The 12,680-nt window shown below is 67.6% G+C and carries 8 protein-coding genes and 2 pseudogenes; 4 read left to right on the top strand and 6 right to left on the bottom strand.

All coding sequences use genetic code 11. From position 1 onward, the window contains the following. The first annotated feature begins 109 nt into the window (after positions 1 to 109). Complete coding sequence (locus tag ACRQ5B_RS03865) at positions 110 to 1,297, top strand: MFS transporter (protein ID WP_432397123.1); 1,188 nt, start codon at positions 110 to 112, stop codon at positions 1,295 to 1,297. A gap of 174 nt (positions 1,298 to 1,471) precedes the next feature. Here the strand turns inward: ACRQ5B_RS03865 and aceB are convergent. Both aceB and aceA read right to left on the bottom strand, forming a co-directional pair. Further along, positions 1,472 to 3,135, bottom strand: a pseudogene (gene aceB / locus ACRQ5B_RS03860) (malate synthase A). Positions 3,136 to 3,227: 92 nt separating this feature from the next. Beyond that, complete coding sequence (gene aceA, locus ACRQ5B_RS03855; protein WP_432397120.1) at positions 3,228 to 4,574, bottom strand: isocitrate lyase; 1,347 nt, start codon at positions 4,572 to 4,574, stop codon at positions 3,228 to 3,230. Positions 4,575 to 4,716: 142 nt separating this feature from the next. On the opposite strand from aceA, the gene ACRQ5B_RS03850 reads away from it, so the two are divergent. Both ACRQ5B_RS03850 and ACRQ5B_RS03845 read left to right on the top strand, forming a co-directional pair. Beyond that, positions 4,717 to 6,228: a helix-turn-helix domain-containing protein gene (locus ACRQ5B_RS03850; protein WP_432397117.1), complete on the top strand. Its 1,512-nt coding sequence runs from the start codon at positions 4,717 to 4,719 to the stop codon at positions 6,226 to 6,228. Between the two features lie 135 nt (positions 6,229 to 6,363). After that, complete coding sequence (locus ACRQ5B_RS03845; protein WP_432397115.1) at positions 6,364 to 8,112, top strand: pyruvate dehydrogenase; 1,749 nt, start codon at positions 6,364 to 6,366, stop codon at positions 8,110 to 8,112. A gap of 12 nt (positions 8,113 to 8,124) precedes the next feature. Here ACRQ5B_RS03845 and ACRQ5B_RS03840 read toward each other — a convergent pair whose 3' ends face one another. Next, entirely contained in the window at positions 8,125 to 8,973 is an 849-nt protein-coding gene (locus ACRQ5B_RS03840; RefSeq protein ID WP_432397113.1) for a hydroxymethylpyrimidine/phosphomethylpyrimidine kinase, read from the bottom strand. A 142-nt stretch (positions 8,974 to 9,115) separates the two neighbouring features. Here ACRQ5B_RS03840 and ACRQ5B_RS03835 point away from each other — a divergent pair, with 142 nt between their 5' ends. Then, positions 9,116 to 10,531: an MFS transporter gene (locus ACRQ5B_RS03835; protein ID WP_432397112.1), complete on the top strand. Its 1,416-nt coding sequence runs from the start codon at positions 9,116 to 9,118 to the stop codon at positions 10,529 to 10,531. Between the two features lie 87 nt (positions 10,532 to 10,618). On the opposite strand, the gene ACRQ5B_RS03830 is transcribed toward ACRQ5B_RS03835, so the two are convergent. The 3 genes and pseudogenes from ACRQ5B_RS03830 to ACRQ5B_RS03820 all read right to left on the bottom strand — a co-directional run bounded on the left by ACRQ5B_RS03830 (position 10,619) and on the right by ACRQ5B_RS03820 (position 12,628). Then, positions 10,619 to 11,044, bottom strand: coding sequence for a hypothetical protein (locus ACRQ5B_RS03830; protein ID WP_432397110.1), 426 nt, complete (start codon positions 11,042 to 11,044; stop codon positions 10,619 to 10,621). Beyond that, positions 11,041 to 11,942 (bottom strand): annotated as a pseudogene (locus ACRQ5B_RS03825) (TIGR01777 family oxidoreductase). The gene ACRQ5B_RS03830 and the pseudogene ACRQ5B_RS03825 overlap by 4 nt, the downstream one beginning before the upstream one ends. A gap of 26 nt (positions 11,943 to 11,968) precedes the next feature. Beyond that, on the bottom strand, positions 11,969 to 12,628 hold the full coding sequence (locus ACRQ5B_RS03820; protein WP_432397107.1) for a TetR family transcriptional regulator: 660 nt from the start codon (positions 12,626 to 12,628) through the stop codon (positions 11,969 to 11,971). Positions 12,629 to 12,680: the final 52 nt, after the last annotated feature.

Genomic DNA, 12,680 nt, shown 5'->3' with positions numbered 1-12,680 from the left:
AAGCCCGGCCCCGGACCGCCGTGATAGCAATGGGATTGATGAAAACATATTTCAGCCGGTCCGTCACGGCCCAGACCGAAGGTGCCCGGCCCGGGCCGGTGCTGCCGTGATGGCTGCCACCAAACAGCCCAAGGCCTGGCTGATCATGCTGGCGATCGGCCTGATCGCCCTGAACATGCGCGGCCCGTTCGTCGCAGTCGCGCCCGTGGTGCAGAACATGCGCACCGACCTGGGCTTCTCGCCGGTCGAAATCGGCTTCCTGACCGGCATCCCCGTGCTGTGCTTCGCCCTCGCGGCCCCGCTGGCGTCGCTGACCGGGCGGAAGCTGGGTCCCGAGTTCGCCGTGACCCTGACCCTGCTGGGCGTGCTGCTCGGCGTCATCGTCCGCTCCGCCGGCGGTGGCGCTCTGGTGATGCTTGGCACCGTGATCCTGGGCATCGCCATCACGATCGGCAACATCGTGGTGCCGCTGATTATCCGCCGCGACTTCAGTCCCGCCCGGCAGGGTGCGGCCATGGGCACCTACACAGCGGCCCTGAACATCGGCTCCTTTGTCACCTCCATGGTGACCGCCCCGCTGGCCGAGTGGCTCGGCTGGCGCCCGGCGATCGCGGCCTGCGCCCTGTTCGCCGTCGCCGCCGGCGCGGTCTGGGCGCTCGCCGTCGGGCGCCGCTCGATCCGCCCTGAGGCGATTCCCGGCTCGGACCCCGCCAAGGCAACCGGCGCGCCCGCTTCACCGTGGATCACCGTGGCCCTGACGGCGGGCTTCGCCGGCCAGGCCTTCTCCTACTACGGGGTCACCGCCTGGCTGCCCAGCCTGCTGGCCGACGAGATCGGCCTGGCCCCGTCCGCGGCCGGCGCCGGGTCCTCGCTGTTCCAGATCCTGGCGATCGCCGGAGGCCTCGGCGTTCCGCTGGCGGCGCGATTCGCGTCGACGACGACGGTGGGGCTCACCCTGGGAGCCCTCTGGCTGACCGTTCCCGTGGGTCTGCTGCTGGCGCCGCAACTGTGGTGGCTGTGGTCCGCCCTTGGCGGCGTGGCCCAGGGCGGCGGCATCACCCTGATCTTCATCGCCATCATCCAGCTCGCGCGCGACCAGGCCTCCGCGGGCCGGCTCTCCGCCATCGTCCAGGGCGCAGGCTACTCCTTCGGCGCCGTGGCCCCCACCCTGATGGGCTTCGTCCACGGGGTCTCGGACTCGTGGACCGGGCCGCTGCTGATGATTCTCGGCTCGGTGGCCATGTTCAACATCGGCTGCGCTCTTTCCCTGCGGCACATCCCGAAGGCCGCACACTAGGAACCAACACGTCAGGCCCATGACCCGGGATCGGGTCATGGGCCTGACGTATCCGTTCGACGCCGTTGTCGGGCGGGAAAGGGGTTCCGTTGCCGGGCCGCCGCCCCGGATTTCGGGGGCCTGTTGCGAAGGGCGTGGCGGTCCGGCGGACGGAATTCTTTGCGGGACCGCCGGTTATGCGGCCACCAGGTCCGCTGCCTTGATGGCCGAGTCGGCGCCGTCGCGGGCCTCGTGCAGGTACCGGTCGTAGGCGGGAAGGGTCAGGAAGGCAGGGAACTCGTTGCTGAGGGTGACCTCCTCGAAGATGTCACGGGCGTCGGCGAACCGGTCCCCTTCGAAGCGCTCCAGCTTGGCGAATTCCTCGTCCAGCATGTCCTCAATCCAGTCGCGGGTGATGACGTCGCCTTGGTCCGTGATGGCCCGGGAGAAGATCCACTGCCACAGCTGCGAGCGGGAGATCTCCGCGGTGGCGGCGTCCTCCATCAGGTTGTGGATGGTCACGGCACCGTTGCCGCGGAGCCAGGATTCGATGTAACGGATGCCCACCTCGATGTTGATCCGCACGCCGCGTTCGGTGATGGTGCCGGTGGTGGAGGCGATGTCGATCAGGGCGCGGTCATCGGGGGTGACGTCTTCGCGGAGGCGGTCCAGCTGGTGCGGGCGTTCGCCGAGGACGCCGTCGAACACCTCGCGGCACACCGGCACCAGGTCCGGGTGCGCCACCCAGGAGCCGTCGAAGCCGTCGGCGGCGTCGCGGGTCTTGTCGGCACGGACCTTGTCCAGGGCGATGGCGTTGGCCGCCTCGTCCTTGCGGTTGGGGACGGCCGCGGCCATCCCGCCGATCGCCATGGCGCCGCGCTTGTGGCAGGCGCGCACCAGCTGTTCGGTGTAGGCCCGCATGAATGGCTGGGTCATGGTGACCTGGTCACGGTCCGGCAGGACGAAGCGGGGGCCGCGGGTCCGGAAGTTCTTGATCAGCGAGAAGATGTAATCCCAGCGGCCGGCGTTCAGCCCGGCGGCGTGCTCGCGCAGTTCGTAGAGGATCTCCTCCATCTCGAACGCGGCGGTGATGGTCTCGATCAGCACGGTGGCGCGGATGGTGCCCTGCGGGATGCCCAGCAGGTCCTGGGCCAGGATGAAGATGTCGTTCCAGAGCCGCGCCTCGAGGTGGTTCTCGATCTTCGGCAGGTAGAAGTAGGGGCCCTTGCCCTGGGCCATCAGCCGCCGGGCGTTGTGGTAGAAATGCAGGCCGAAGTCGACGATTCCGCCGGCCACCGGCACGCCGTCGATCAGCATGTGCTTCTCCGGCAGGTGCCAGCCGCGGGGCGGACCACGATGGTGGGCAGATCCTCGGTGGGGCGCAGCTTGTACTCCTTGCCCTCGGGTGAGGTGAAGTCGATCCGGCGCTCCAGGACGTCGGTGAGGTTCAGTTGGCCCTGGATGACGTTGCGCCACGACGGCGTGGAGGCGTCCTCCATGTCCGCGAGCCAGACCTTCGCGCCGGAGTTCAGCGCGTTGATGGCCATCTTCTTGTCCACCGGGCCGGTGATTTCGACGCGGCGGTCCTCCAGGCCGGGTGCCGGGGGAGCGACCTGCCACTCGGGGTCGTTGCGGATGGCGGCGGTCTCCGGGAGGAACCGGGGATCCTGGCCGCGGGTGATCTGCTGGCGCCGGTCGCGCCGGGCCTGCAACAGCTCCTGCCGCCGCCCCGCCGTCGCCCGGTGCAGCTTGGTGATGAAGGCCAGCGCGTCCGGCGTCAGGACCTCGCTCTGCCGGCAAATCGGCTGGGCGGTCAACGTGATGCCGTTGATGGTGAAGTTGTCAGTGAAGCTGTTCATTTCAAATCTCTCCCTGCAAGGCCCAACTGAGTCGCAGTAGTTGTCGTTTTGACTCTCCAAAACGACAACTACTGCTATCTAGTTGGGGAAAATTAGTGGAACTGGCCTTCTTCGGTGGATCCCACCAAGGCCAGGGTGGATGCGTTCGGGTTGAGCGCGGTGGCGATGTCGTCGAAGTAGCCGGTGCCGACTTCGCGCTGGTGCTTGGTGGCGGTGTAGCCGCGTGCTTCGGAGGCGAATTCCTTCTCCTGCAGCTCGACGTAGGCGCTCATGCCTTCCCGGGCGTAGCCGTGGGCGAGGTCGAACATCGAGTAGTTCAGGGCGTGGAAGCCGGCCAGGGTGATGAATTGGAAGGTGAAGCCCATGGCGCCGAGTTCGCGCTGGAACTTGGCGATGGTGTCGTCGTCGAGGTGCTTGCGCCAGTTGAACGACGGCGAGCAGTTGTAGGAGAGCATCTGGTCCGGGAACTCGGCCTTGACGGCCTCGGCGAACTTACGGGCCAGGGCGAGGTCCGGGGTGCCGGTCTCCATCCAGATCAGGTCGGAGTACGGGGCGTAGGCCTTGGCGCGGGCGATGCAGGGTTCGATGCCGTTGCGGACCTTGTAGAAGCCCTCCGCGGTGCGAACGGGCTGTCCACCTTCGCGGAGGATGAATTCCTGGTCCCGCTCGTCGACGTCGGAGGTGATCAGGGTGGCTGCCTCGGCGTCGGTGCGGGCGATGACGACGGTGGGGGTGCCGGCGACGTCGGCGGCCAGGCGGGCGGCGTTCAGCGTCCGGACGTGCTGCTGGGTGGGGATGAGGACCTTGCCGCCGAGGTGGCCGCACTTCTTCTCCGAGGCGAGCTGGTCTTCCCAGTGCACGCCCGAGGCGCCGGCCTGGATCATGGACTTCATCAGCTCGTAGGCGTTCAGCGGGCCGCCGAATCCGGCCTCGGCGTCGGCGACGATCGGGACCATCCAGTCCTCGACCGTCTGGATGCCCTCGGAGAACTCGATCTGGTCGGCGCGGAGCAGGGCGTTGTTGATGCGGCGGACCACGGTGGGAACCGAGTTGGCCGGGTACAGCGACTGGTCCGGGTAGGTGTGGCCGGAGTTATTGGCGTCGGCGGCGACCTGCCAGCCGGAAAGGTAGATGGCGCGGAGGCCGGCCTTGACCTGCTGCACGGCCTGGTTGCCGGTCAGGGCGCCGAGGGCGTTGGTGTACTTGCCCTCCTTGTGCTCCTCGGTGAGCTGCTTCCACAGCTTCTCCGAGCCGCGGCGGGCCAGGGTGTGTTCTTCGGAGACCCGGCCGCGGAGGCGGACGACGTCGGCGGCCGAGTAGTCCCGAGTGACACCTTCCCAGCGCGGGTTGGCTGACCACTCGAGCTCCAGGGCGGCAGCCTGCTCGGTGGCGGAGTCCTGGGCGGACGGCTGCTGGTTGGGCTCAAATGCTGCGGTCATTACTGATCTCCTTTGATGGCCCGGGCCGGCGGGGCCGCCTCTTCGCGGGAACCCGCCGGATAATCCGGAGCGGTGAAACTTTCTGTGGGATCTACTTTTCTGCAGTTCCAAGAGGGTTTCTAGAAGAAACCTCTGGAAAGAAATGCAGTTCTTCCCGTATTCTCAAAAAATGCATCCGAGCAGCTGGAACCGGCAGACCGCAGCCCCCGCCCTCCCCGCCGAACCCGAGGTGGACGTGATCAGCATGGGCCGCCGGGTCCGGCACCTGCGCAAGGCGGCGGGTCTGACCCTGGACGACCTGAGCGCCGCCGTCGGCACCGCCCCCAGCCAGCTGAGCCTGATCGAAAACGGCAAGCGCGAACCCAAGCTGGGGCTGCTCCAACACCTGGCCTCGGCGCTGGGCGTCAGCATCGACGAACTGCTCGGCGCGGAGCCGCCCAACCGGCGTGCGGCCCTCGAAATCGAGCTGGAACGCTACCAGCGCAGCCCGCTCTACGAATCCCTGAACCTGCCCAAAATCCGCATCAGCTCGCGGCTGCCGATGGATGTGCTGGAGTCCATGGTGGGCCTGCAGCACGAGCTGGAGCGGCGGCTCAACGAGCAGGTGGCCACCCCCGAGGAAGCCCGTCGGGCCAACGGTGGACTGCGGGCCATGATGCGGGAGCGGAACAACTACTTCCCCGAGTACGAGGCGGAGGCGCAGAAGGTCCTCGCGGCGGTGGGCCACACCTCCGGTCCGCTGTCCCACCACGTCATCGCGGACATCGCCGCGCACCTTGGGTTCAGCCTCCACCACGTGGGCGACCTGCCGCATTCCACCCGGTCCGTGACGGACCTGAAGAACCGCAGAATTTACCTCACGCAGAACGCCCGCAGCGATCACGACCCCCGGTCGGTGCTGCTGCAGGCCCTGGGCCACTACGTCCTGGGCCACCAGACACCCACCAATTACGGGGACTTCCTGATGCAGCGGGTGGCCACGAACTACTTCGCCGCGGCGCTGCTGCTGCCGGAGAAAGCCACGGTGGAGTTCCTGCAGCGGGCCAAGCAGGCCAAGGAAATCGCCGTCGAGGACATCCGGGACGCCTTCGCCGTGTCCTATGAGACGGCCGCGCACCGCTTCACCAACCTCGCCACCGAGCACCTGGACCTGCGCACCCACTTCCAGAAGACCCACAAGAGCGGCATCATCTACAAGGCGTACGAGAACGACGGCGTGACGTTCCCGCAGGACCACACCGGCGCCATCGAGGGCCAGCCGTCCTGCCGGAACTGGACCTCGCGCGTGGTGTTCGACGTCCCGGACAAGTTCAGCGCCTACAACCAGTACACGGACACCCCTGCCGGGACGTACTGGTGCACGGCCCGGACCGAGCGCTCCGCGAACGGTGAGTTCTCGCTCTCCGTGGGGGTGCCGTACGCACAGGTGAAGTGGTTCCGCGGCCGGGACACCACCGAGCGGTCCAAGTCCACCTGCCCGGACGAGAGCTGCTGCAAGCGCCCGCCCGCCGCCCTGGCCTCGGAATGGGCCGGCAACGCCTGGCCCTCGGCCCGGGCCCACTCGCACCTGCTCGCCGCCATGCCGCCCGGAGCCTTCCCTGGCGTGGACGAAACCGAGGTCTACTCCTTCCTGCAGGCCCACTCCGGTTCCTGACCCCTTCTACCGACGCTCCCTCAGGTCTCGTGCGCTATCGCGGGGCGCTCCCTCACATTCGGGGAAGGTTTGTCGGAGGGGGCGACTATTGTGGCCAGTGTCAGCTCATCGACTTACACCCCGGGAGCGTGCACTATGGCCAAGGAACTTGCCACCCAGCTTGTCGAACAACTCCAGGCTGCCGGCGTGCAGCGGATTTACGGGATCGTGGGCGACAGCCTGAACCCGATCGTGGACGCCGTGCGGAAGACCGGTGGCGCCGCGAAGGGCGGCATCGACTGGATCCACGTCCGGCACGAAGAGGCCGCCGCGTTCGCCGCCGCGGCCGAGGCCCAGCTGACCGGCAGGCTCGCCGTCTGCGCAGGCTCCTGCGGACCGGGCAACCTGCACCTGATCAACGGCCTGTACGACGCCAACCGCTCTGGCGCTCCCGTGCTTGCCATCGCCTCGCACATCCCGAGCAAGCAGATCGGCAGCAGCTTCTTCCAGGAGACCCACCCGGACCGGCTCTTCAACGAATGCTCGGTCTACTCCGAACTCATCAGCACCGCCGAACAGGCGCCGCGGGTGATGCACAGCGCCATCCAGCACGCCACGGCCCTCCGCGGCGTCGCCGTCGTGACCCTGCCCGGTGACATCGCCGGGCTGGAGGTCGCCGCCGAGACCCCGGCTCCTGCGGCGTTCCGGCCGGCGGTCATGGTCCCGGACCCCGCCAGCGTCCGGGAGCTCGCGGACGCCATCAACGACGCCGGGAAGGTCGCCATCTTCGCAGGGGCCGGCGTCGAGGGCGCGCACGACGAGGTGATCGCCCTCGCGGAACTGGTGAGGGCCCCGATCGGCCACTCGCTGCGCGGCAAGGATTTCATGCAGTACGACAATCCCTACGACATCGGCATGACCGGGCTGCTGGGCTACGGGGCGGCCGCGGAGGGGATCGAGGACGCGGACCTGCTGATCCTGCTGGGCACTGACTTCCCGTACGACCAGTTCCTGCCCGGGACCAGGACGGCGCAGGTGGACCGGGCCGCCGAAAACCTGGGCCGGCGCACCGACATCGACGTCGCGGTGCACGGCGACGTGCTGCCCACCCTTGCCGCGCTGATGCCCTTGGTCACGCCGAAGAAGAGCCGCCGCTTTCTGGACGCGATGCTGAAGAAGCACGACCGGCTGATGAACAAGGCCGTCGGCGCCTATACGCGCAAGGTCGAGAAAACCCAGCCCATCCACCCCGAATACGCGGCGTCACTGCTGGACCAGATCGCGGCCGAGGACGCCGTCTTCACCGCCGACACCGGCATGTGCAACGTCTGGACCGCCCGCTACATCAACCCGTTGGGCACCCGGCGGCTGATCGGCTCCTACCTGCACGGCTCCATGGCCAACGCGCTGCCGCACGCCATCGGAGCGCAGCTGGCCTATCCCGGCCGCCAGGTGGTCTCGGTCTCCGGCGACGGCGGCCTGTCCATGCTGCTGGGTGAGCTGATCACGGTGGCCGCGCACCGGCTGCCGGTCAACGTGGTGGTGTTCAACAACTCAACCCTGGGCATGGTGAAGCTGGAGATGCTGGTGGACGGCCTGCCCGACTTCGGCGTGGACGTCCCGGACGCGAACTACGCGCAGGTGGCCCGGGCGCTGGGCTTCCACGCGGTCAGGGTCACCGATCCGGCGAAGATTGCCGAGGCCTACCGGGAAGCGTTCGCGCACCCCGGACCGTCGCTGGTGGAGCTGATCACGGACCCGAAGGCACTCTCCATCCCGCCGAAGATCAAGGGTGCGCAGGTGCTGGGTTTCGCCACGGCCATGTCCAAGGTGGTGCTCAACCGCGGCGCGGGCGAGGCCGTGAGCATGGCCCGCAGCAACCTGCGGAACATTCCGCGGCGGTAAGGCGGTGGCGGCTTAGCGCGGGCCGCCCTGCCAGAGGGCGTCGAACGGGGCGCCGGAGGCTACCCGGTTGCGGATGCCGGCGGTGACGAAGTCCTTCGCGGTGCGGGCGGCTTCCAGCGGTGCGGCGCCCTTGGCCAGTTCGGCGGTGACCGCGGCGGCCAGGGAGCAACCGGCACCGGACACGGCGACGTCGCCGACCTTCGGGGCGGAGAGCACCTCGAGGGTCTCGCCGTCGTAGAAGACGTCGACGGCGTCGGGTCCGGCCAGGCGTACGCCACCCTTGGCCAGCACGGCGGCGCCGCTGAGTTCGTGGATGCGCACGGCCGCGGCCTTCAGGGATTCGACGTCGGTGATCTCCAGCCCGGAGAGCGACTCGGCCTCGAAGTGGTTCGGCGTGACGAAGGTGGCCAGCGGCAGGATCTGCGCCTTGAGCGCCTGGTCGGTGTCCAGGGCGTGGCCCGGCTCCTGGCCCTTGCAGATGAGGACGGGGTCCAGCACCACGTTGCGGAAGGCGCCCTCGGACAGGGCGGTGGCCACGGTGGAGATGGTGTCGGGGCTGCCCAGCATGCCGATCTTGACGGTGTCCAGCAGCGACGGCGCGCCGGACCCGGCGCCGTAGGCCGCCGTCGTCGCCTCCAGCTGGTCGGCGATGACCTGCTGGTCCACCGGTACGAAGCGGTGGTTCCAGTTGTCCTTCGGGTCGAAGGAGACGATGCAGGTGAGGTTCACGATCCCGAAGACACCGAGTTCCTGGAAGGTCTTCAGGTCCGCCTGCGCGCCGGCGCCGCCGGTGGCCTCGGAACCGGCGATGGTCAGGGCGACGGCGGGGGTGGTCTGGGTGTCCACGGCGTTGGAAGTCATGGCTCCATCCTGCCACTGCCGAAAAGTGCTCCGCATTGTGCGCATGACCAATATGAACTAAACGGGAGTGTTCTGGATCACGGGACGTAAGGTGGCGGGCGGCGTTGCTCGCTGGCGGCGCCGAATCCAGGAAGGTTCATCGATGAGCACCCAACCGACCGAAGCGGCCCAGACCCGGAAGGCCGTCGGCAACATCCTCAAAGGCTCCGCGGGCAACCTCGTGGAATGGTATGACGTCTACGTCTACACGGCCTTCGCGGCCTATTTCCAGTCCCACTTCTTCAACTCCAAGGACGACCTGCAGGCCGGGCTCGAGGCCATGGCGGTCTTCTCGACGTCGTTCCTGATGCGCCCCATCGGCGCATGGTTCTTCGGCCGCTACGCCGACCGAAAGGGCCGTAAGGCGGCGCTGACCCTGAGCGTGACGATGATGTCCGCCGGGTCCTTCGCCATCGCGGTCCTGCCCACCCAGCAGGTGATCGGGCTGTGGGCCATGATTCTGCTGGTCCTGATCCGCGTCCTCCAGGGCTTCTCCGTGGGCGGCGAGTATGGCACCAGCGCCACCTACATGTCCGAGGCCGCCACCACCAAGCGCCGCGGCTTCTTCTCCAGCTTCCAGTACGTCACGCTGATCGGCGGCCAGATGCTGGCCCTGCTGGTCCTCGTCATCCTGCAGAATGTGATGCCCAAGGCCGATCTCGGCGAGTGGGGCTGGCGGATCCCGTTCGCGATCGGCGGCGTCGCCGCCCTGGTGGTGCTGTGGCTGCGCCGTTCCATGGAGGAAACCGTCTCCGAGGAGCAGATCAAGGCCGCCAAGATCCCCGCCGTTCCGGGCCAGGCCCAGCCGGGCACCATGAAGCTGCTGTTCACCAGCTACTGGAAGCCGCTGCTGGTCTGCATCGGCATCACCCTCGGCGGCACGGTGGCGTTCTACACCTACACAAACTTCATCCTGAAGTTCATGAACGACACCTCCGGCATCGCCAAGACCAACACCTCGGTGATCAACTTCTGGGCACTCTTCATCTTCATGCTGCTCCAGCCGGTCTACGGCATCATCTCGGACAAGGTGGGCCGCAAGCCGCTCCTGCTCTGGTTCGGCATCACCGGCGTGCTCTTCACCTGGCCGCTGCTCTCCACCCTCGCGGGCACCAAGAACCCGTTCACGGCCTTCCTGCTGATGATGGGCGGCCTGCTGATCGTCGGCGGCTACACCTCGATCAACGCCCTGGTGAAGGCCGAGCTGTTCCCGGCCTCCATCCGCGCCCTCGGCGTCGGCCTGGGCTACGCGATCGCCAACTCGCTCTTCGGCGGCACCGTCCCGCTGATCGGCGCGGCGCTGCAGAAGGAAGGCCGGGAAGACCTGTTCTTCACCTACGTCACGGTGGCCATCGCGATCTCGCTGCTGGTCTACATCTTCGCGCTGAAGAACAAGAAGTCCACGCACCTGGACCACGAACAGGGCCACGCCTGGGACCAGCCGGCGGCCGTGGGCGCGGGCGTTGCCGCCTCTCCGGAGCGGGACGACGACGGCGTGCTGGACACTCCGCGGCGGTAGTCCGCCGAAGCGGGCGGGGTGCGGATGACGGTCCACCCCGGCTGAGAGTTGGGTAAGTACGACGACGGCGCGGAGCCGGCTACGGGATCAGACCCCAGGAGCCGGCGCCGCGCCGTCGTCGTTCCTGATGCGGACCAGGCGCCAAACGCTGAACCGGCCCTGAGCCGCGGCGGGGATCATCGCGATCGTGGCCAGAGGCATGGGCGGGTCTTCGAAGACGCCGAACGGCATTGTCATGATTCCGCCGAGCAAGGCGAAGGCGCCCACATGCCACCACTGGTTCCGCACCGGCCGGAGCGCGGCGGCCAAGGGCAGGCCGAGCGCCCACCCGATGACGGCGGCTGGAATAGCCCCAAACATAAGTGCCGCGAGGAAGAGGGACCCGGCGCCGAGTGCTGACGGCGGCAGGAACAGGGTTTCCAGGCTGAGGAGCAGGCAAAAGCTGACGTGAGTGACCAGGATCCCGGTCCAGATAGCTCCCGGGCCCAGTTCCACATGGACGGGCCGGCTCATCCCTGACGTCCGCGGCCGGCGTTCAGCGCCGTGTCGAGCGTGGGGTAGCGGTAGGTGAACCCCGCGTCGAGGAGTTTGCCGGGCTTGACCCACCGGCTTTTCAGGACCAGCTCGGTTTCGGTGCGGATGATGATTGCGCCAATCTTCAGCAACCAGGCAGGGGTGGGCAGCCCCACGGGCACCCTGTAGACGCTGCGCACAGACCGCATCAGCTCCCGGTTGCTGACCGCTTCGGGGGTGGCGACATTGACCGGGCCGTCCAGCTCCGTTCGGCTGTGGAGAAAGCGGATGGTCCGGTACAGGTCTTCGACGTGGATCCAGCTGAACTTCTGCGTGCCGGGGCCCATACGGCCGCCGAGACTCAGCCGGGCCAGGGTGGCGAGGGGCCGCATCACGCCGCCGCCGGGGCCAAGGACGATCGCGATCCGCAGCGCCACCTTCCTGGTCGCCGGCGTAGAGGCTTCCGCCAGGGCCTCTTCCCAGGCGCGGGCCACGTTGACGGAGAATCCCTCGCCGAGGTCGCCGTCGTCTTCGGTTTGTGGCCGGTCCCGGGCATCGCGGTAGATGGTGCCGGTGCTGGCGTTGAGCCAGGTCGGCGGGGAGCGGAACACCGGGAAAGTGCTGTTCCCAAAACACTCGTCGTGGAGACCCGGGACTCAAGGATCTCGGCCCGGTTGCGCCGGTTGTAGCGGCAGTTCACCGTGCGGCCGGCGAGGTTGACCAGCAGGTCCGCCCCCTCAAGCGCCGCCTTGATTGCGGCCTCATCGCTCCACGTCGCCGACGCGAGCGGGGACCGCCCTATGGTCCTGACGTTCCACCCGTCTTCTGCGAAGCGGCGGGAGAGGTGCTTCCCAATAAAGCCGGATGCCCCGGCGATGACTACTGTCGTGTTCTCCATGAATCCCCCAATTCGATGATGGTGCGTCAGTCGGTGCGGAGCGTGCGGGCCAGGCCGGTCGCATCGTCCAGGATTTTTCCCACTCCGGGGATTCGGGCCAGGGACACCCCGCGGGCTACCAGCGGGGCGATGCCGTCCACCAGAATCCGGGTCCGGCGTTGGTCCTCCGAGGTGTCGTAGACCCAGAACAGGGTGACTCCCATGTATGCCATCCAGAGCAGGCCGGGCAGTTCAGAGCGAAGGCGCCGCGGTGGTGCAGGTGCGGCTCCCTCGACGACGTTCACGAAGATCTGTTGCGCGGCCTTTCGAGCGTCGGAAGAGGCCGGGTTGAACGGGTTGGTCGGGGACGTGGGGCGGAGTGCGGTGGCGATGAATTCGGCGCCGAAGCGATGATAGGGCGCCATGGTGTCGATCCCGGCCCGCATTGTCGCCTTGAGCCGGCCGCTGAGGTCGTGGATACCTTCGAGGGCTTCCGCTGCACGGGAGGCGTGGTCGGACTGGATCTGTTGGTAGAGCTCCTGGACGAGCTCATCCTTTGAGGCGAAGTAGTAGTACGCGTTTCCGACCGAGACCCCGGCTTCGGCGGCGATTGCCCGCATGGTGGTTTGCTCGAAACCGATGTCGCGGAACATTCGCAGCGCGGTTTCGGCCACCCGCTGCCGGGTCTGTTCGCTCTTCGCCGCCATGCTTCCCCGTTTCTGAACGTGTTCAAAAAGTATTGCATGGAATTTGAACGTG

The sequence above is a fragment of the Pseudarthrobacter sp. L19 genome (assembly GCF_050859435.1).
In the GTDB taxonomy this organism is placed as follows: Bacteria; Actinomycetota; Actinomycetes; order Actinomycetales; family Micrococcaceae; genus Arthrobacter.
Note: the sequence above shows the minus strand (reverse complement) of the source record. Positions and strands in the feature narration are given on the sequence as shown.